Raw genomic sequence first — 21,205 nt, 5'->3', positions numbered from 1 at the left:
GTCTCACCTTAATATTGTTTTATGCTATCAATAAGTGGTGTACTTGCTTCCCACCCTGTATCCCTCTTGATCTTTTGAACTGAAGGTCTAAGTGATACAAATGGATCAGCTCTTTTACCAAAGTGTAAAAGAGCTCTGTCAGCCCCAAGATGATCTGCCACTTCCAAAACGAAGTTCTTTAGAAGATCATACTTGCCATTAGCAATATTGTAAGCTTCTCCGGACGCGCCTCGCTCACCAAGAGCCATGATAGCTCCTGCAGCGTCTACTGCATCAAGATAGTCCCAATATTGCTCGCATGAGCTTAAGTTTACTTCCTGTCCGTCTTTCAATTTTTTTACAAGATCAGGAAGCATCCTGCCTTCAGGTTCATACTTACCGATAAGGCTAAATATCCTGCCCCATATAAATTGTATTTCGGAGATTTCAGCTTTTTTCTTAAGTAAATAATATGCTGCTGCCTTGGATGCACCATAAGCAGAGAAAGGTTCCAAGGACATATTCTCTGTGATCTCGGCTTTATCCGACTTAACGCCATATTCTGCCTGAGATCCAATTCCTACAAATCTAACGCTCTGGGCCTTCTCTTTCAAGCTGATGGCTGAATCCATAGCCTTTAAAGAGCCCTCAATATTGCTGTACTGCGCATCAAAGTCATCTCTTCCGCCGCCCCAGGCAAGATGGAAGATTATCACATCCTTGCCAGTGACATCAGAAGGATCCATGAGCCCCGCTATCTGGTCATACTCATCCATACCCAGCAATAGAATGCTAAGCTTGTCCGACTCTTTAAATCTGGAGTTGTGCAAGGAGCCCTTTCTGCCAATGGCATAAACCTTGTAGTCGCTATCCAGCAAAGCTTCTGTGAGATTAGCGCCCGCAAAGCCAAAGGCTCCGGTAACTACAGCTGTTTTCATATTATCTACCACATGCCTTTTTGATCACATCAGATACGAAGTCGATCTTCTCATCTGTAAGTCCTGGATATACGCCGATCCAGAAAGCATTGTTCATAACTCTATCTGTAACATCAAGTGAACCAACTACTCTGTAGTCCTTACCCTCTACATACTCATCAAAGCATGGATGCTTGATAAGGTTACCAGAAAAAAGAAGTCTGGTCTGAATGTTATTCTCTTCAAGAGCCTTAGTAATATCGTTACGGGTAAATGTAGCACCCTCTTTTACACACATGATAAATCCAAACCATGAAGGATTAGAGTTCTCTGCTCTCTCAGGAAGCTCCAGAACATCTGAAAGTTCCTGAAGATTAGCCTTAAATCTATCCCAGTTCTTACGTCTAGCATCAGCAAATGGAATGAGTTTATCAAGCTGTGCACAGCCAACTGCTGCCTGCATATCAGTTGCCTTAAGATTATATCCAAGATGGCTATATACATATTTGTGATCATAGCCAACTGGAAGCTTACCAAACTGGCCATCAAATCTATGTCCGCAGAAGTTATCCTTACCTGGAGGACATACGCAGTCTCTGCCCCAGTCTCTGAAGCTTCTGACAAGTCTGTGAAGAAGACCATTGTTGGTATAAACGCATCCGCCCTCACCCATTGTGATGTGGTGTGGTGGATAGAAGCTTGATGTAGCGATATCGCCCCAGGCACCTGTAAGTCTGGTCTCGCCATCAATTGTATATTCTGAACCAAGAGCATCACAGTTATCTTCTACAAGCCAAAGGTTGTGCTTGTCGCAGAATGCTCTTACTTCCTTAAGATCAAATGGATTACCAAGTGTATGAGCGATCATAACAGCCTTGGTCTTGTCTGAAAGTGCTTCCTCAAGCTTAGTTACATCGATGTTGTACTGAGGAATTGTAACGTCAACAAATACAGGAACTGCGCCGTACTGCATGATAGGAGCAACTGTTGTAGGGAAACCGCAGGCAACTGTAATGACTTCGTCGCCTCTTTTCACCTGTCTATCTCCAAGTTCCTTGCCTGTAAGTGCCATAAATGCAATAAGGTTAGCTGATGAACCACTGTTAACAAGGCTAGCGTGCTTAACTCCAAGAAGCTTAGCAAATCTCTCCTCAAACTCATCAGTATATCTTCCAGCTGTAAGCCAGAAATCAAGTGAAGAATCCACAAGATTCACCACTTCTTTATCATCAAATACTCTTCCTGAATAAGGGATTCTGTCGCCCTTGTTAAAAGACTCTCTGTCTACCTTTAAAAACTTCTCATAATACTCTGCTACAAGCTCTTTTATCTGCTCTCTTGCAGCCTGCTCGTTGTTACTAATTGCCACAATAAATCTCCTTTATTTTTCAAAATACTCTTTTATCTGCTTCTCAGTGCAGGAAATTGCGTTGCCAGCCATATATTCAGAGGTCCATTCAACAGTCTTGCTGACAGCCATATCGATATCCCACTTTGGTGACCAGCCTAGTTTACTCTTTATTTTTGAACAGTCAAGTTTCAGGTAATTAGCCTCATGAGGTCCCCCATCAGGCTTAACCTCAACCTTAAAATCGCCCTTCCACTCTCGCTTAAAGATATCTGTAAGCTTGCCTGCTGTGACAGCATCGCTCTCATTAGGACCTACATTATAATAGCCAGCATACTTATGATCCTCGTACTGCTTCTGAGCCAGTAAAAGATATGCTGAAAGAGCTTCAAGCACATGCTGGAATGGTCTTGTTGAATCAGGATTTCTAAGAACGATAGGTTCTCCTGCCATAGCAGCTCTTACACAGTCAGGAATGATCCTGTCCCTTGCAAAGTCGCCGCCTCCAATAACGTTACCAGCTCTTGCTGTTGAAGTTGCTATATTAAGTTCATTAAAGAATGAATTCACATAAGAATGAGTCACAAGCTCAGAGCAGGACTTACTATTAGAATATGGATCATAGCCATCAAGCTTCTCATCCTCTCTGTATCCCCACTCCCACTCATTGTTCTGGTAAACCTTGTCTGTAGTTACATTGAGAAAAGACTTAACACCGCCCTTTCTGACGCACTCGCAGATATTAACTGTTCCCATCACATTGGTCTCGTAGGTATATCTTGGCTCCTCATAAGATGTTCTGACGATAGGCTGCGCAGCCAGATGAAATACTATCTCAGGCCTTGCCTCGTCAAAAAACTTCTGTAATTTATCAAAATCTCTGATGTCTCCAATGCAGGAGTGCATATTTTCTGAAATCTTAAGGATATCAAAAAGATTGTCTCCCTCAGGTTCCAAAGCATATCCATAAACTTCAGCACCAGCCATCAAAAGGATCTTGGAAAGCCAGCTCCCCTTAAATCCAGTATGTCCGGTGATAAGAACTCTTTTACCCTTGTAAAAATCTAACATTACTCTTCCTTTTCGACCTCTGCGGCCTCCCTTTCATAATCTGCTGCCTGCTCGTCATTGCCAAGAGCCCTATAGCACTTAGCCAGAGCCAGTCTTGGAAGCTCTTTTGACTTCCTGAGATCCAAGATACTCTCACATTCATATGCAGCATTGAAGAACCATATTATAGCCTCATCATAGTCCTTTTGACCATAGTAATATTCACCAAGTTCATAGCACATTTCACTCGACATTTCGGTATTTGCATCTTTTAAGGAACACTTCAAAAGAGTTTTGGTATCATCTGCAATAACCGCGATGTGTGCAAGGACGCAGCAGGCCTCTTTTATCTCATCGATACTCCTGTTGTTGTCCTTAAGTGAATCTTCAAAAAATGATCTGGCCTTGATAAAATCCTCTTTTGTTCCAGCCATCATAAGTTCCCTGGCGTACATGTTATGAAGACGTTTTGACAAATATCTGCCCTCAGAGATAGCCTTTCTAAAGGACTCAAGATCTCTTCCAGCATGATTCTCTGCTGGTCTGTGAATGATCTCGATCTCGCTGTTGCAGATAACAGGGTCAATTGCCACCTGCTCATGGATCGGGTCTTCCCACACGAACCTCCTGAGACGTTTAAAGAGCTTTGGTCTAAGCTCCCTGTCGTAGTTGTAGACAGTTCTGAATGCAAGCTGGTTACAATAGTACATTTGCACAATATCTATATCGAGCTTCAAAAGGTCCTCTTTTAACTTCAAAAAACGTCCTCTGTTCTCCTCGTCAAGCTCCTCATCAGCATCTGCGGAATAAATATAGTCACAACTTGCCTTAGAAAAAGCAAAGTTCCTGGCTTCACTAAAATCCCCTGTCCACTCAAAGTCATAGACCTTGGCACCAAAAGACTCAGCTATTTCCTTAGTTTTGTCGGTAGATCCTGTATCAACAATGATAAATTCATCAGCAATCCCCTTAAGGCTGTTTAAACATCTTGAAAGGTTTGCCTCTTCATCTTTTACTATCATACAAACACTAATCGTAACCATAATTAACCCTCCATAGTTTTATGGTACAACAACCTTTACCATGTAGCAAACATAATGTAAAATTAGGAATTATGAAAAAGACACTAGTGTTTACTATTTTGACAATAGCTCTTTTGACAGGTTGTGGTAAAAGACCTGCTGAAACCGTAGCGGTCACTCCCTACGAGCCAGAAGGCTACATCGCTGAATCTGAACTGACCGAGGCCGGCAAAGATCCACAGACCGCAGCTTCAGAACTAGAGCCCATAAATAACTACGATACCAAGTTAAGTGTCCCTACCTGCATCACACAGATAGATGGCACCTGGTTCATTGTAGATTGCTACCACAACAGAGTCATCTACTCCGACACTCTCGGGGTTCCTCTGACTGATTGGCGCATCATGACTACAGAAGTCACACAGCCGCACACCATTGCCAGCGATGGCACGGTCTATATGATAGATGACACTGAAAATAACAAAGTCCGAATCTTCGAAAAAGTCGATGGCGTATTCTTGCAGACTCAGGTTTTTTACGATATCGGAAATCGCCCTCATTACACAGTTTATGACAAAGCAACTGACACCTTTTATGTTTGGAGCTCCATAACTGGCGAGCTGTACTGTTTTAGAAGAGATTCATCCTCCACAAGAGTGTATCTGACAGATATCAGAAAAGTTGATGACCTTGACGGCATATATGTAAGGTCCTTTTCTATAATAGATGGCGATATCTACTTTGTTTCGGGAATCTCTGATTCAGATTCAGAGGCAACTTCCAAGATCTACAGATGTGATCTGTCTGATCTTTCGGTAAAAGAAAAAATAGACGTCCCTTCAGCGCTTGCAGGAATGGCGCAGATCACCAAAATTCAGGATTACTACTATATAACAGTATCTACTGATGCTAGCGGTTCTCAGGACAGCGCAACATTAGTAAGAACAAAATCCTTACACGACTTAATGCAAGGTGAATATGAAGATATCTATTCTCAGTACTTTGTTGGAGGTGGAACCCCATATTACATCTCAGAAGTAGATGATACTTATTTTCTTACTGAACATCGTCTTGCAGACCACGGAATATGGTCCTTCAAGATCAAAAATAACGACATTACAGAGGTCACTCCATTGTACTAATGGATGGCCTCTTTTTTTATAATTATTAAATGACTTTTCCCTTTATATATTTTTGTTTTTTTAGTACAATATTATATTAGGAGAAGTATTATATGAAGATTGTAGAAAACGCTAAAACACTGATTAATCTGTACAAAGATTATCGCACTATGGATAAAGCAGACTTGGCAGACTTTTACAAATCCAAGTGTACTTATTATCAGGATTACGTTGGCATCAGTTTATTATTTGGCAGTATTTTTTCAATTGCGTATCTTTATTCAGATTATCAATTAAATGGATCTTATGGTCCAACTTTAATTCCAAGATTATCAGTTCTTGTCGCTGTGCTTATCTTTATTTTAGTGACTGAATTTGTGGACAGCACTGGTGTTACTATTTTTATGGACTATTTTCTGGGACATTATATTGTCATAGCCACAATATGGGCAATTTACTTCCTCAAGATAAGGCTTCACGCAAGTGAAGGATTCATAATAATGAATCTGGTATTTTTGACTGTGGGATTCGTGGCGCGGCCTAGTCAGATCATCTTTTCAAGTTTGTTCTTCCTTGGAGAGATACTTATATCCCATGGTTTCAATCATTATGAAAACATTGAGATCATCGTTTCTCTTGAGATTCCATGTGCTCTTGCGGTTATTGCTTCACACCTGATCCTTACTCTTTTCTACCTGGATCACTATCGCATGCAGCAAAAGCTTGAGCTGTCAATGGTAACAGATCCACTAACTCAGGTTTACAATAGACATTTGCTTGAAAAGATCGTAACCAAGAACGCACTTATCGGTGATTCCAAGGAAGTTGCGATTGCAATGCTTGATATCGACTTCTTTAAACAGGTTAACGATGAGCATGGTCACTACACTGGCGATCAGACTCTTTTATACATTGGACAGAAACTTACAGCTCAGACTCACGACACGGACTATGTTATCAGATTTGGCGGTGAGGAATTCATCATTATCTTCAAAGACTGCGACGTGAACAACGCCTGCGCACGCATGGAGCAGTTCCGTCAAGACATAGAAAAAGCCACAGACTCACCAGTTCCTATCACTGTGTCTGTGGGCGTTTCCAAGTACACTGGCGACTTTGAAAAGACAATCGTCAATGTAGACAACGCCCTCTACAAAGCTAAGAACACAGGACGAAACAGGGTGGTTGTGGTTTAAGAAATTTAATATATCAATGATTGTTTTCTAAGAAAGACATTACTTCTTCTTTAGTTGGCATCACAGAAAGCGCACCTTTTTTGGTAGTAATTATAGATGCTGCAGCATTTGCAAAAGAAAGACACTTGGTAAGTCCTTCCTCAGTGAGGTTATCAAGGCCGTTTCTGCGAATGTAGTCTATGGCGCAGGCACAGAATGTGTCGCCTGCCCCTGTAGTCTCTATAGTTGCCGGATTTCTGTAGCCATCTTTTTTTACGGCTATATCCTTATAAAGAGCAATACTTCCATCAGGTCCAAGAGTTGCAAATACTATCGGAATGTCATAATCCTTCTTGATCTTTTTGGCACCCTCTTCAATATCCTTGATTCCTGTAAATAACTGAATCTCATTGTCTGAAATCTTTAAGATATCACAGTTCTCAAAGCCAAATTTCATAGCTTCCAGAGCATCACTCTCACTTTTCCACAAAGGTTCTCTATAATTCGGGTCAAAAGAGATAGTTACTCCATTTTCTTTTGCTATTTCAACCGCCCTGATAGTTGCAGCCTTTGCAGGTTCATCTGTCATTGACAATGTTCCTAAATGAAAGATATCTGCGCTTTTTATAAGATCTGCTGCCTTCTCAACATCTGCTACTGTCAGCATCATATCAGCACCAGGTTTTCTGTAAAAAGAAAAATCCCTGTCACCGTTTGATAGCTTGTTTACAAAAGCAAGTGTAGTATTGACGTTTTCATCAAAGACAAGCCCTGTTGAATCTATTCCCTGCTTTTCAATCCTTTCCTTTAGCATCCTTCCAAAAAAGTCATTTCCTACTTTTCCTATAAATGCTGTATTATTTCCAAGATTCTGAAGCATTGACAATACATTGCAGGGAGCCCCGCCAGGGTTAGCCTCAAACAAAGGATTTCCCTGAGCACTATCTCCACTACCTGTAAAATCTATAAGTAATTCCCCAAGCGCAACTACATCTTTTTTCATAGATCATTTCCTCTCAAGTTCATACATAGTAACATCCATAAGAAGCTCTCCAGCCGCTTTGAAGCTTATGCCCTCAGCTCTTACATCTGTCAGGATGACCATAGACATTGCCTGCTCGCCATTATTTATGAACAGCTCACAGCTATATCTGTCAAGAACAAGTCTAAGAGAAATTTCACCCTTATTTCCTGCCACCTTACATCTCCTCTGGTGGACGATAGCTCTTCTGCTGCCGGAATGCTTTCTGTCAATCTTAACGATATTGTCAACAGGATCATACTCAATAGTTGAATATGCCTTACCATTATCTGCAAATCGGATCTCAAACTTTTTGTATGAAAGCTCTGGCTGTGTGGATCTTACTTTGACAGTCATGTCGACACATCTGCCCTCGATGCTTGATAATGAAACACTGTCAGAAATAAGAACATTCTGTCTGCTGATCCTTTTTCCGTAATAGTTTTCTATTTCTCTTGCAGGCCACTGAATAAGCTTGTTATCACGAATAGAGATTTCTCTTGGAATGCTCATCTGCCCAAACCAAGGGAAGTCGTTTCGCTTAATTCCGCATGTATCCCAGTTCTGCATCCATCCGATCATAATTCTGCGTCCATCAGCGGTCTTAATAGTCTGTGGTGCATAGAAATCGATACCATAATCAACCGCCTGGCAATTTTCTTCGCAGAAATCACCATTTTCGTCAATGCTTCCAATAATGCACAGGGTTCCATTGCCGTTGTGGAATTCAAGTTCTTCAGGAAGCATATCCTGAGGGCTTGTCAAAAGGATATGTTTACCATCGTGCTCAAAGTAATCAGGACACTCCCACATAACACCAAATCTGTGATTATTCTTGATCAGGGTCTTATCGTAGGACCAATGAATTCCGTCTACGCTCACATACTGAAGAATCTGTCCATCCTCATCCTCTGTCTTATTGCCAACAACGATATAGTATTTACCATTTTCGCGCCATATCTTTGGATCTCTGAAGTCGTATTTACCAGCCCCTTCAGGAAGCATTGTACTGTCGATAACCGGATTATTTTCGTACTTCTCATAATCCCTGCCATCTCCAATGGCAACGCACTGGGTCTGCACATCTCTGATATTGCCGTTTTCATCTTCTGTTTTCTGAACGCCAGTGTAGACAAGGAGCTGTTTTCCATCTTCCAGCTCTATAGCACTTCCTGAAAAGCATCCATTCTGATCATATTCACTGTCAGGCGCGATCGCAGCCGGTAAATATTTCCAGGTGATCAGATCCTTACTGACTGCATGTCCCCAGTGCATTGGTCCCCACACAGTCTCGTATGGATAATACTGATAAAAGAGATGATATTCGCCCTTGTAGATACTAAAGCCGTTAGGATCATTCATCCAACCAATTCTTGGAGTCAGATGAAAAAGAGGTCTCATTTCAGGAGCTATCATCTTTTCCTTTTTCTCTTCATATTCACGTGCCTTGTTTAACTTATCGCTCATTTCTTTCCTCGCTTAACTTTGAAATTCTTAAAAAAAGGGAGGAGATAATCTCCCCCCTGTATTACTTTTTAGATTACTTGTAGAACTCATCAAGATACTTCTGGTAGATAGAAAGATACTTATCAAGACCATAAGCATTAACCTGCTTGATATATTCATCCCACTCAGCATCTGTAAGGCCGTTCATCACGAAGTTACTTCTGCTTGAATTGATGTAGCTGATAAGATCTGTCTGGATAGTTGTAAGTTCTTCTGTGTCTTCAGCTGTCATAAATACGTTAGGATATACGTACTTGCAATTCATATCATCTGTGTAATACTCTTTGATCCAGTCAAGACGATACTGCGCATCATCAGGACATGTTACATATACTCCATAGTACTCATCAAGAATAGCAAGAGGACCACCGACGCACTCAGCCTCACGTACTTCTACAGGAGAAGCATCTCCAAGAGGTGCGTGCTTGAGCATCTTATCGCCGTTCGCATTTGTTGAAAGTTCAAAGATATCAAACTCATCATCCTCGCCATATGTTCCCCAGTTATTCTGTGGAGACTGGAATGGATCATACATCTTATCAAGCCAAGCGCATACAAATGCAGGATTCTCGCACTTTGAAGTGATGACACATCTGCCGCGATCAAAACCTGATGTAAATGAACTGTTCATTGGAGTTACATTTCTTACATCTGCCTTAAGTGCTGCAAGAGGAACGAAATCTTCGAGATTATCAATGTTTGCAACATCCCATGTAAAGCAAACACCATATCTGTGTGATTTTCCCTTAGCTACATATGTTGACCAGTCCTGTGTAAAGCACTCAGGATCAATAAGTCCCTCTTCGTAGAGCTTGTGGAGCCACTGCATACCTGACTTGAAGCCCTCCTGTGTAGCTGTGCAGATAACCTTCTTGTCATCAGTAACTGCAATATGCTGGCCAAGATCATTGTCACCGTAGCCTTCACCAAAACCATTGATAAGAAGACTTGGATCCTGATCATTCATGATGCATGACATAGGAATGATGTCACCTTCAATACCAAATTCTGCCTGAAGCTCTGAAGCGTGATCCTTGAATGCCTTAAGCACTTCCTCAAATTCATCTACTGTTGTAGGTGTCTGAAGTCCAAGGAAATCCAACCACTTCTTGTTAATGTATGTAAAGTTATTACCTACAGTCTGGATAGCTGTCTTGTTTGAACCAAGCTGCTCAATCCATGGAAGAGCCCAGATATGTCCCTCTGAATCCTCACACATTGCGCGGTATTCAGGGTATTTATCAAATACTGCCTTCAGATTAGGCATGTTATTGTCTATATACTCTTCTATAGGAAGAATAACTCCCTGATCAGCATATCTGATAAGATCAGAGTTGCTAAAGCTTGCGTTAAACACAAAATCAGTAAGTGTACTCTTGTTAGCCATGTTGAGCTGGATCTTGTCACCCCACTGATCGTTTGAAATTGCTGTCCATTCAACATGTACATTTGTCTCTTCTTCAAGTCTCTTAAAGATAGTTCTATTATTAGGTTCTGACTCAGTTCCTGATGGATAGCTGATAGTACCAGTAATAGTAACCTTATTTTCTAACGGAAAGCTGATATTTTCCGCTGAAACTGATGCTGCCCCACTCTTTGCAGCGCCTTTTCCACAACCAGCAAGAACACTAGCTGACATTGCAAGAACAAGTACTGCTGAAAATAACTTTGTTGTTTTCTTTTTCATATACCCTCTCCTTATAAAAAAATTATTTATTCGCTCCTGTTACCAGGGGAAATACATTTTTAAAAGATCATCCCTTTACTGAGCCAACCATGATACCTGAATCAAAATACTTCTGGAAGAACGGATACATCACGATCAGTGGCAAACTGGATATAATGATCGTCGCATACTTTAAAAGTTCTGCAAGCTGCGCTCTCTGTGCAGTACTCTGCATATCAGCTATCATTCCAGGATCCGGTTCATTCTGAATCAAAATAGCCCTAAGCACCAGCTGAAGTGGCTGCTTCTCAGCAGAATTGAGATATATCATTGCATCAAAGTAGCTATTCCACATTCCAACAAACTGCCACAAGACCAAAACAGCAATAAGAGGAGTACATACAGGAAGTAGGATCCTGAAGAAAAATACCAGTTCATTCGCTCCATCTACATCAGCCGCTTCTCTTAATTCACTTGGAATGCCTTTGTAATATGTTCTTGCAATGATCATGTTCCATACACTGAATGATCCAGGAAGAAGTACAGCCCACATAGTATCAAGAAGTCCCATATTGCTGATAAGAAGATATGTAGGAATCAGACCTCCACCAAAAAACATTGTGATAATGAAAATTGCATTAAAAAACTTTTTTCCCTTAAAATCATCTCTAGACATCGGATATGCACACAGAAGTGTTACAAAAACCGATATGAACGCAAATAACACAGAATAAATAATTGCGTTCTTGAATCCTATCCATATCTGAGAGTTAGTCATAACCCTCTCGTAAGCTGTCAAAGTCCACTTACTGACGTCAAATACGATTCCCTTGTTCTGCAGTGTAATAGGATCCATAAAAGAAGCTACGATGATATACACTACAGGACCTATGATTGCTACAACAAAAGCTGCAAGAAGGATATATCCCACAAGGAGAAACATCTTATCCCCGATAGATGCTCTTGCAAACTCACTCTTTTTTGCTCTAACTGTTCTTTCCATTTCTCTCCTCCTTATAGTCCCTGGCCATCGTTAAGCTTCTCAACGACCTTATTGACTGCGATCAAAAGGATTACATTGACTATGGTATTGAACAGGCCTACCGCTGTTGAATAACTGTAATCTCCGTTTAAAAGACCTTTTTTATACACGTAAGTTGCAATGATCTCAGATGAAGCAAGGTTCATATCAGACTGAAGTGCGTAAGCTTTTTCGAATCCGACACTCATGATATTTCCCGCCTGAAGGATAAACTGGATAACAACCATATCCTTTATAGCTGGCCACTCAACTGCTTTGATCTGCTGCCAGATGTTAGCTCCGTCAATCTGTGCCGCCTCCTTAAGTTCCTTACTTGCGTTGGAAAGAGCTGCAGTATACATGATTGATGCCCAACCAGCGCCCTGCCAGATACCACTTATGATGTAAATTGGTCTGAACGCTGCAGGTATTGTCAGGAAATTGATGTTTGTTCCAAGGAGCATATTAAATGGTCCTGTAACTGATAAAAGGATTCTGACCATACCGCAAAGAACTATAACTGAAATAAAGTTCGGCATATAAAGAACAAGCTGTATCTTCTGTTTAACCTTACTGCTGGCTACCCTGTTAAGTAGAAGTGCCAAAATGATCGGCATTGGGAATCCCCAAAGCAAGCCAAAGACACTAAGCTTGAGTGTATTAACAAGATATTGCATGAAATCAGGTGATGATAGGAATTGTTTGAAATATTTAAGGCCAACCCATTCGCTGCCAAGAATTCCCTTGAATGGATTATATTTCTGAAAGGCGATCAGGATACCTCCCATTGGAATGTATCTGAACACTATCGTAAGTATCAATGCAGGTCCTAAGAAAAACACATATAGCTGCCAATGTTGCTTAATATATATCAAGGTATTATGCAATGAATTATCTCTTACCTTTGTGTTCATTTGATCCTCCCTGGCGTTTTGTATTTTACATTTGCACCATTTACATTTGCATATGTAAAATATATCACCCATGTTTTCTAATGTCAACATAATTATTTTACATTTGCACAATTAATATTTACGTTTGACACATTATTTTTTACATTTTATAATGATAAGGGTGTGATGCGCCGTAAATACGGCTTATTCGCCAAATCAAACGACTATAGAAAATGGAGACTATATTATGCCAGCCAAAGTCACCTTGCAAGATATAGCAGACGCTCTTGGAGTATCCAGAAACACTGTATCCAAGGCTATCAACAACACAGGAGTTCTAGCAGAGGCCACCAGACAAAAGGTTTTAGAAAAAGCTATAGAAATGGGATACAAGCAGTTTTCCTATGCCAACTCTCTAGGCGACATCAAAAACCCATCGTTTGGCGCCAAACCATCTGCATCCGGTGAAATAGCTCTTTTTACAGGTAATTTTCTCAACAATTCGCACTTTGCTTCTACTATGCTTGATAAGTTCCAGCATGAAATATCGCTTTTAGGTTATAGTCTTACAATGCACCGTGTTGATCAGCATAACCTCGAAAGCCACAGTCTTCCGCTGTCATACAGACCAGAGAATACCAAGGCCATTGTATGTATTGAGATGTTTGAGCATTCCTATTGCGAAATGCTATGTGATCTGGGATTGCCAGTCCTTATGATCGATGCTCCCGTTGCAAGTTATTGGAAGCCATTAAATGCAGATGTGCTGCTGATGGACAATTTCTCCAATATCTACACTGTAGTCAACGATATGAGCAAAAAAGGTATTACCAAGATCGGCTTTGTAGGTCAGGTTACACACTGCCGCTCATTCTATGAGAGATTTATCGCTTTTAGAGAAGCCATGTATATCAATAATCTAAGTTTTGAAGAGAAATATTGTCTGACTGAGATTCATCCACATGGACAGGACTACAGAGAGTATCTATATAAAGCTCTTAAAAATTCAAGTGAGCTTCCTGAATTATTTATCTGTGCTAACGATTTTGTTGCCCTTGACCTCATATATGGACTTAAGAGACTTGGAATAGAATGTCCAAGAGACATTAAGATATTTGGCTTTGATGACTCACCAGAATCCAAGATCATGACACCTTCTCTTTCAACCAGCCACATACACAGCCAGGTAATCGGATACTCGGCTGCCAACCTCGTGATCTCAAGGATTGAGCAGCCTGATCTAAATTACAGGATCACCTACACAGAGACAGATCTCATTTACAGAGAGTCAACACAAATACTATAAAAAGATATTGTCACTTATAAAAAAAGCTACAGTATAAACACTATAAATTTAGTGTTTAGCCTGTAGCTTTTGTTTAAGCATAAACTCACATTACTCTTCAGATGTATCTCCAACTGGCTTACCGCCTGTTGCAAGCCACTTAAGATATGCATTGATGAACTGATCAAGATCTCCATCAAGAACTGCATCTGCATTTGATGCCTTGAAACCTGTACGTGTGTCGTTAACCATTGTGTATGGCTGAAGGACATATGAACGGATCTGGCTTCCCCATGCATTATCCATAACCTCACCACGGATACCAGCAAGCTTAGCTGCCTGTTCTTCCTGCTTCATGATAAAGAGCTTTGCCTTCAGCATCTGCATAGCCTTGTCCTTGTTCTGGAACTGTGAACGCTCATTCTGACAAGCAACAACTACACCAGTAGGAATATGTGTGATACGAACAGCTGATGATGTCTTGTTGATATGCTGTCCACCGGCACCACTTGAACGGTATGTATCAATTCTAAGATCATCAGGATTGATCTCTACATCTACGTCTTCTTCAATATCTGGCATTACGTCACATGACACGAATGATGTCTGACGCTTAGCCTGAGCATTGAATGGGCTGATACGAACAAGTCTGTGTACACCATGCTCTGACTTAAGAAGTCCATAAGCATTTGTTCCAGAAATCTGGAATGTAACTGACTTGATACCAGCTTCATCTCCATCAAGAAGGTCAAGAACTTCTGTTGTAAAGCCCTTTCTCTCTGCCCATCTTGTGTACATACGATATAACATAGAAGCCCAGTCACAAGCCTCTGTTCCGCCTGCTCCAGCGTTAAGTCTAAGGATTACATCATACTTATCATAAGGCTGATTCAAAAGATTGCTGATACGGATATTCTCAAGAGTTGTCTCGAAATCATCAAGCTCAGCTCTGATCTCAGCAGCCATATCCTCATCATCTACACCTTCTGCATTCTGCATATCGATAAGATCAATGATATCGCCATACTGAGTGTTGAGCTTCTCGATACCCTCTACAAGATCCTGCATGTTCTTAAGATCTTTTGTCTTCTTGTTTGCCTTTTCAGCATCATCCCAGAAACCAGGCTCTTCCATTTCACGACTAAGCTCTTCGATGATCTTCTTCTTAGTATTTAAGTCAAGTGAAGCAGTTACTTCTTTTAATGTGTCCTGAAGGTTTTGAATCTCAACCTTCATCTGATCTAAAACTACCATAAATAAACCTTTCTATTTTTCTCCTAAAGAAATGCGCATTAAACATGCGCATTCCCCATTAACTACACCTTTATATATTACTGAACTCTGCCACAGCAGTTCTTGTATTTCTTACCACTTCCGCATGGGCATGGATCATTTGGATAAACCTTAGCTTCAACTCTCTTAACTGGAGCCTTAGCTACTGAGTCATCCTTGTTTGTTCCAGTAACCTTAGCTACCTGCTCACGCTCAACTCTCTCTTCGATGTGAACATGGAAAAGAAGTCTGACTGTGTCTTCTTTGATATTTCTGGTCATGTCATCGAACATCTCATAACCAGCAAGCTTGTACTCAAGCTTAGGATCTCTCTGACCATATGCCTGAAGGCCAATTCCCTGACGGAGCTGATCCATATCATCAATGTGATCCATCCATTTTCTGTCGATAACCTTCAGAAGGATAACACGCTCGATCTCACGGATTGTCTCTGGTTCTGGGAACTCAGCTTCCTTTGCCTCATAAAGCTTAACAGCCTCTTCCTTAAGTTGCTGCATAAGTCCTGACTTTGTAAGAGTCTCTATACGTCCTCTTGTGATCTTCTTGAGTGGAACTGTAGGAAGGAGGATTTCATTAAGCTCGTTAAGATTCCAGTTATCTGGATCATTTTCTTCACCAACAACTGTCTCAACTGAAGACTCTACTATATCTGTGATCATCTTGTAGATAGAATCTCTCATGGAATCTCCATCAAGAACCTTCTTACGTTCTGCGTAGATGATCTCTCTCTGTTCATTATTTACCTGGTCATACTCAAGAAGGTTCTTTCTGATCGCATAGTTGTTAGACTCGATCTTCTTCTGAGCTGACTCAATAGCTCTGGTAAGTGATGAATGCTCAATTTCCTGTCCATCAGGAATGTTAAGTGCATTGAACATTGCAATGAGTCTCTCTGAACCAAAGAGTCTCATAAGGTTATCTTCAAGTGAAAGATAGAACTTAGATTCACCAGGATCGCCCTGACGTCCTGAACGTCCACGGAGCTGGTTATCAATACGTCTACTCTCATGTCTTTCTGTACCGATGATCTTAAGACCGCCAAGCTCTCTAGCTTCTTCATCAAGCTTAATATCAGTACCACGACCAGCCATGTTAGTAGCGATTGTTACAGCGCCATGCTTACCAGCCTCTGCAACGATCTCAGCTTCCATCTCATGGAACTTAGCATTAAGTACCTGATGCTGGATACCTCTTTTTCTGAGCATCTTGGAAAGTTCCTCAGAAGATTCGATGGTAATAGTACCAACCAGAACAGGCTGTCCCTTCTTGTGTGCCTCTTCTACAGCATCACAGATTGCATTGAGCTTTTCTTTCTTGGTCTTATATACAGCATCCTGAAGATCCTTACGGATAACAGGCTCGTTTGTAGGAATCTCGATAACGTCCATTCCATAGATATCACGGAACTCACGCTCCTCTGTAAGCGCTGTACCTGTCATACCACACTTCTTTTCAAACTTGTTAAAGAAGTTCTGGAATGTGATAGTAGCAAGAGTCTTGGACTCTCTCTTAACCTTAACATGCTCCTTAGCCTCGATAGCCTGGTGAAGACCGTCTGAATAACGTCTACCTGGCATTACACGACCTGTGAACTCATCTACGATGAGAACTTCGTCATCCTTAACGATGTAGTCGTGATCACGCTGCATAAGGTTGTTCGCACGAAGTGCAAGGATAATGTTGTGCTGGATCTCAAGGTTCTCAGGATCAGCAAGGTTCTCTATTCTAAAGAATCTCTCAACCTTGGCAACACCCTGCTCAGTAAGGTTGACGATCTTGTCTTTCTCATTAACGATGAAGTCACCAGTCTCTTCTCTCTCGACTCCCATGATAGCATCCATCTTGGAGAGATCTTCCATATCCTCACCACGAGTCATCTGCTTAGCAAGGATATCGCAAGCCTCATAGAGCTTAGTAGACTTATCTGACTGACCAGAAATGATAAGAGGTGTACGAGCTTCATCAATAAGGATTGAGTCGATCTCATCGATGATAGCGTAATTAAGGCCACGAAGAACGCACTGCTCTTTGTATATAGCCATGTTATCACGAAGGTAATCGAAACCAAGCTCGTTGTTAGTAACGTATGTGATATCGCAGTTATATGCTGCTCTTCTCTCTTCTGCATTCATGCTGTTGAGTACAACACCAACAGTAAGTCCAAGGAACTCATGAATCTTACCCATCCACTCAGCATCACGCTTAGCAAGGTAATCGTTGACTGTAACTACATGTACGCCCTTACCTTCAAGAGCATCCAGATATGAAGGAAGTGTAGCAACAAGTGTCTTACCTTCGCCAGTTCTCATCTCGGCAATTCTACCCTGATGGAGGATAACACCACCAATGAGCTGTACCCTAAAGTGTTCCATTCCAAGTACACGCTTACCAGCCTCACGAACTGTCGCATATGCCTCTGGCATAATATCATCAAGAGTCTCGCCATCAGCAAGTCTCTTCTTGAACTCCTCAGTCTTTCCTCTTAATTCTTCATCAGAAAGAGCCTGCATCTTTGGCTGCATTGCCTCGATAGCATCAACTGTTGATTTGATACGCTTAAGCTCTCTCTCACTATGTGTTCCAATAATCTTATCAATAATGCTCATACCGTTGTATCTCCTAAAAAAGGGTAAACTACCCCAATATTTTAGCAAAAGTCCGTTGTACATTGTAGCAGATTTACACAAACTATTCAACCTTGTCAGAGTTGTTACCATTCACAGTTTGGGGATAGCCGCTGGCTGATTCACTGGGGCCACCCCCAAAACTGTGAATGGTAACTCAGAGTTTACTTTGTTGGTACCGGACGTAATATTTTGCAGTAAGATTCATCTCTCGCTCCGATAGTTTTTACAGGGGATGCTTAATGGCAATCAAAAAAAGCCTTAACAAACACAAACTATAATTAGTTCATGCCTATTAAGGCTTTTATCAGTCTTATTATCAAAAGCTAGCACATCATAAGGCCATTTAGTCTCACACAAGGTCTATGAACACCACACAGTGTGATATGTATAAAAAGTTAGCACGAGCGATTTATTTTTTGCAGTCACTGCAAAACCAAAACTCTATCGTCATCCTACCCCTGCAAAAAATATCGGAGCGAGAGATGACTTTTTATACTATCACACGTCCGGTATCACTACCTTCCGGGAAACCAATTTCCTTCCGGTACCACTACCTTCCGGGTAATCAATACTTCTGTGCTTCTTCTTCGCCTGTCATTACACGGATTGCACCCTGTGCAAGTGCAAGGAGTTCGTCCTCACCAGGATATACTGTAACTGGGCAGATCCAATCTACACGCTCTTTGATAGCATCTGTAATAACCTGACCATATGCAATACCACCTGTAAGGATGATCTGGTCAACCTTACCCTTAAGAACAGTAGCGCAAGCACCAATGTTCTTGCAGATCTGGTAAATGAAAGCTTCACGAACAAGGATAGCCTTCTCGTTGCCCTCTTCACACATCTTGTTAACTTCTCTCATATCGTTAGTTCCAAGGTATGCGTTAAGTCCGCCGTAACCAACAATCTTCTTTTTCATCTCATCATATGTGTACTTACCTGAGAAGCACATATCTACAAGAGCCTTAGCTGGGATGCCATTTGCTCTCTCTGGAGAGAATGCACCATCACCGTTAAGTGCTGCGTAAACATCTACCATCTTGCCGTTCTTGTGAACACCAGTTGATGTACCGCCGCCCATGTGAACAACGATAACGCTGATCTCGTCATACTTCTTGCCGATTTCTTTTGCATATCTTCTGGCAACAGCCTTCTGGTTAAGAGGATGGTCGATAGAAACACGCTCGATCTCAGGAACACCTGAAATACGTGCAACTGGCTCCATCTCATCTACTACTACTGGATCTACGATGTATGAAGGAACACCGATCTCATCACCGATCTCTCTAGCAAGGATACCGCCAAGGTTAGAAGCATGCTGACCCTGAACGCCCTTTCTAAGATCCTCTAAAAGAGCATCTGTACACTCATATGTACCGCCTGGAATAGGACGAAGAAGTCCGCCTCTACCAACGATAACGTTGAATGACTTGATATCAATGTTCTCTTTCTTAAGGAAATCAAGAATGATATTCTTACGGAAATCCTTCTGATCAATGATTGATGCATAGCTCTCGATTTCTTCTGTGCTATGTCTAAGTGTCTCTTCCTTTACAAGTGTCTCATCCTCAAAGATACCAACCTTTGTTGATGTTGAACCTGGGTTAATGATCAAACTCTTTATCATGATTATTCTCCTTTATTGTTTGCTGCTACAACAGCTGCAAGTGCGATAGAATTAACCTTTACTTCTACAGAATCAGATCTTGATGTAAGAATAACTGGAGCCTTTGTACCTGTGAGGATGTTACCATTCTTAACAGTTGCAAGTCTTACGATAGTCTTGTATGTAAGGTTTCCAGCGTGGATATCTGGGAAAAGAAGGATGTCGGCATCGCCTACGATCTTTCTGTCAAGAGCGCCAGCCTTGTGCTTAGCAGCTTCTGGATCGATAGCAAGGTCCATAGAAAGAGGTCCATCAACGATACAATTCTTGATCTCACCTTCTTCATTAAGTCTTGTAAGCTCTGCTGCCTCAACAGTAACAGGCATCTTAGGGTTAACAACTTCAACTGCTGCAAGTGGAGCAACCTTAGGGCACTCAACGCCGCAGGCTCTTGCAACATCTACTGTATACTCAATGATGACTTTCTTGTCTTCAAGTGTTGGGTAAGGCATGAAAGCAACGTCTGTAAGGAATAAAAGACGATCGATTCCAGGAATCTCAAATACGCAAACGTGTGAAAGAGGACGACCTGTACGAAGACCAACTTCCTTATCAAGTACGCTCTTAAGGAAATCTCTTGACTCAAGGGCACCCTTCATGTAGATATCAGCCTTGCCGCTTGATACAAGTGAAACTGCTGTACGTGCAGCCTCGATTGTATCCTTAACATCGATGATCTCGTAATCATCAAGGTTCATTCCAACCTCTTTTGCCTTCTCCTCGATCAGCTCCTTGTCACCAACAAGGATAGAATCAACGATTCCTCTCTCCTTAGCAACCTTAACTGCCTCAAGTACGTGTGTGTCCTGTGCTACAGCAACAGACATCTTCTTGGTGCTGGCAGTCTTGAGCTTAGCTAAAATGTCATCAAAGTTCTTACTCATGATAAAAAACCTCCGTTTTAATTGTTCGATCGAAATAAAATATGAAAAAAGAGTGTTAAACTCTCGCCATATGACAAAAGTTTAACACTCCGAACTTACAATTACAATATTTTTACCAACTTTTCATACTATAAAAAAGAATTTTTAGAAGCCTTCCATTCTGCGCTGTTTACGAAGCTCGCGTCTCTTGATAGCCCCTTCCCACTCAGCCTTTTCATTTTCTGTTTTGACATTAAGTCCATAAGGCACTGTACATGGTGATCCATCGTGATCGATGCACACTTCTGTGAGGTAAGCCCTGTTAAGGACATGTCTCATACCAGTCTTAACATCCTCAACATAAGTATCTACGCGAACCTCCATAGAAGTCTTGCCCACATATGTGATCTTGCCGATCATAACAAGCACATCTCCAAGAAGTGCTCCCTGTTTAAACTGCATGTTATCGATCGCTGCTGTTGCTATAGGATTGCCTGAATGTCTCATGGCAACTGTACCTGCAACCTCATCTATCCACGCCATAAGTGTTCCACCAAAAAGTCTGTTCTCAGCGTTGATATCACCATACTTAACGACCTTGGTCCACTCTGTTATTGAATCCTCCACATTTTTGTTTGCAATCTGTTTGTCAACGTGAAAAACCTTGCCCATACCTTGCACCTCCAAAGTGAGTTTAATACTTTCTCTACATATAATTTTACTCTAAATACGCCATTGTTTCCATGAAA

Annotated in this window: 17 protein-coding genes; 3 read left to right on the top strand and 14 right to left on the bottom strand. The window is 41.3% G+C overall.

All coding sequences use genetic code 11. From position 1 onward, the window contains the following. Positions 1 to 8: 8 nt before the first annotated feature. From bhn_RS03495 to bhn_RS03480, 4 genes are read right to left on the bottom strand one after another with little or no spacing between them, the layout of a single operon-like run. A complete protein-coding gene (locus bhn_RS03495; protein WP_071175387.1) occupies positions 9 to 917 on the bottom strand; it encodes an NAD-dependent epimerase/dehydratase family protein in 909 nt (302 codons plus the stop codon). A 1-nt stretch (position 918) separates the two neighbouring features. Continuing rightward, entirely contained in the window at positions 919 to 2,265 is a 1,347-nt protein-coding gene (gene rfbH, locus bhn_RS03490; RefSeq protein WP_071175386.1) for a lipopolysaccharide biosynthesis protein RfbH, read from the bottom strand. A 12-nt stretch (positions 2,266 to 2,277) separates the two neighbouring features. Beyond that, positions 2,278 to 3,315, bottom strand: a complete 1,038-nt coding sequence (rfbG, locus tag bhn_RS03485; RefSeq protein ID WP_071175385.1) for a CDP-glucose 4,6-dehydratase — start codon at positions 3,313 to 3,315, stop codon at positions 2,278 to 2,280. Beyond that, positions 3,315 to 4,337, bottom strand: coding sequence for a tetratricopeptide repeat-containing glycosyltransferase family 2 protein (locus bhn_RS03480; protein WP_071175384.1), 1,023 nt, complete (start codon positions 4,335 to 4,337; stop codon positions 3,315 to 3,317). The genes rfbG and bhn_RS03480 overlap by 1 nt, the downstream gene beginning before the upstream one ends. Before the next feature lie 71 nt (positions 4,338 to 4,408). On the opposite strand from bhn_RS03480, the gene bhn_RS03475 reads away from it, so the two are divergent. Both bhn_RS03475 and bhn_RS03470 read left to right on the top strand, forming a co-directional pair. Continuing rightward, a complete protein-coding gene (locus tag bhn_RS03475) occupies positions 4,409 to 5,458 on the top strand; it encodes an NHL repeat-containing protein (protein ID WP_071175383.1) in 1,050 nt (349 codons plus the stop codon). 92 nt (positions 5,459 to 5,550) lie between these two features. Then, complete coding sequence (locus tag bhn_RS03470) at positions 5,551 to 6,633, top strand: GGDEF domain-containing protein (RefSeq protein WP_071175382.1); 1,083 nt, start codon at positions 5,551 to 5,553, stop codon at positions 6,631 to 6,633. 13 nt (positions 6,634 to 6,646) lie between these two features. Here the strand turns inward: bhn_RS03470 and bhn_RS03465 are convergent, their stop codons facing one another. From bhn_RS03465 to bhn_RS03445, 5 genes are all read right to left on the bottom strand, one after another. Further along, positions 6,647 to 7,615 (bottom strand): carbohydrate kinase family protein, encoded by a 969-nt coding sequence (locus bhn_RS03465; protein WP_071175381.1) that lies wholly within the window; start codon positions 7,613 to 7,615, stop codon positions 6,647 to 6,649. A 3-nt stretch (positions 7,616 to 7,618) separates the two neighbouring features. Next, entirely contained in the window at positions 7,619 to 9,100 is a 1,482-nt protein-coding gene (locus bhn_RS03460) for a glycoside hydrolase family 32 protein (RefSeq protein WP_071175380.1), read from the bottom strand. A 73-nt stretch (positions 9,101 to 9,173) separates the two neighbouring features. After that, on the bottom strand, positions 9,174 to 10,826 hold the full coding sequence (locus bhn_RS03455) for an ABC transporter substrate-binding protein (RefSeq protein ID WP_071175379.1): 1,653 nt from the start codon (positions 10,824 to 10,826) through the stop codon (positions 9,174 to 9,176). 67 nt (positions 10,827 to 10,893) lie between these two features. Next, entirely contained in the window at positions 10,894 to 11,808 is a 915-nt protein-coding gene (locus tag bhn_RS03450; RefSeq protein WP_071175378.1) for a carbohydrate ABC transporter permease, read from the bottom strand. Between the two features lie 11 nt (positions 11,809 to 11,819). Then, positions 11,820 to 12,740 (bottom strand): ABC transporter permease, encoded by a 921-nt coding sequence (locus bhn_RS03445; RefSeq protein WP_071175377.1) that lies wholly within the window; start codon positions 12,738 to 12,740, stop codon positions 11,820 to 11,822. A gap of 226 nt (positions 12,741 to 12,966) precedes the next feature. On the opposite strand from bhn_RS03445, the gene bhn_RS03440 reads away from it, so the two are divergent. Next, entirely contained in the window at positions 12,967 to 14,025 is a 1,059-nt protein-coding gene (locus tag bhn_RS03440; protein WP_071175376.1) for a LacI family DNA-binding transcriptional regulator, read from the top strand. Positions 14,026 to 14,115: 90 nt separating this feature from the next. Here bhn_RS03440 and prfB read toward each other — a convergent pair whose 3' ends face one another. The 5 genes from prfB to bhn_RS03415 form a co-directional block, all read right to left on the bottom strand. Beyond that, positions 14,116 to 15,258 (bottom strand): peptide chain release factor 2, encoded by a 1,143-nt coding sequence (prfB, locus tag bhn_RS03435; protein ID WP_071175375.1) that lies wholly within the window; start codon positions 15,256 to 15,258, stop codon positions 14,116 to 14,118. A gap of 77 nt (positions 15,259 to 15,335) precedes the next feature. Further along, positions 15,336 to 17,903, bottom strand: coding sequence for a preprotein translocase subunit SecA (secA, locus tag bhn_RS03430; RefSeq protein ID WP_071175374.1), 2,568 nt, complete (start codon positions 17,901 to 17,903; stop codon positions 15,336 to 15,338). A 586-nt stretch (positions 17,904 to 18,489) separates the two neighbouring features. Beyond that, positions 18,490 to 19,554 (bottom strand): butyrate kinase, encoded by a 1,065-nt coding sequence (gene buk / locus bhn_RS03425; RefSeq protein WP_071175373.1) that lies wholly within the window; start codon positions 19,552 to 19,554, stop codon positions 18,490 to 18,492. 2 nt (positions 19,555 to 19,556) lie between these two features. Continuing rightward, positions 19,557 to 20,477: a phosphate butyryltransferase gene (gene ptb / locus bhn_RS03420; protein ID WP_071175372.1), complete on the bottom strand. Its 921-nt coding sequence runs from the start codon at positions 20,475 to 20,477 to the stop codon at positions 19,557 to 19,559. 144 nt (positions 20,478 to 20,621) lie between these two features. Then, complete coding sequence (locus bhn_RS03415) at positions 20,622 to 21,128, bottom strand: acyl-CoA thioesterase (RefSeq protein ID WP_071175371.1); 507 nt, start codon at positions 21,126 to 21,128, stop codon at positions 20,622 to 20,624. Positions 21,129 to 21,205: the final 77 nt, after the last annotated feature.

The sequence above is a fragment of the Butyrivibrio hungatei genome, assembly GCF_001858005.1.
Lineage (GTDB): Bacteria > Bacillota > Clostridia > Lachnospirales > Lachnospiraceae > Butyrivibrio > Butyrivibrio hungatei.
Note: the sequence above shows the minus strand (reverse complement) of the source record. Positions and strands in the feature narration are given on the sequence as shown.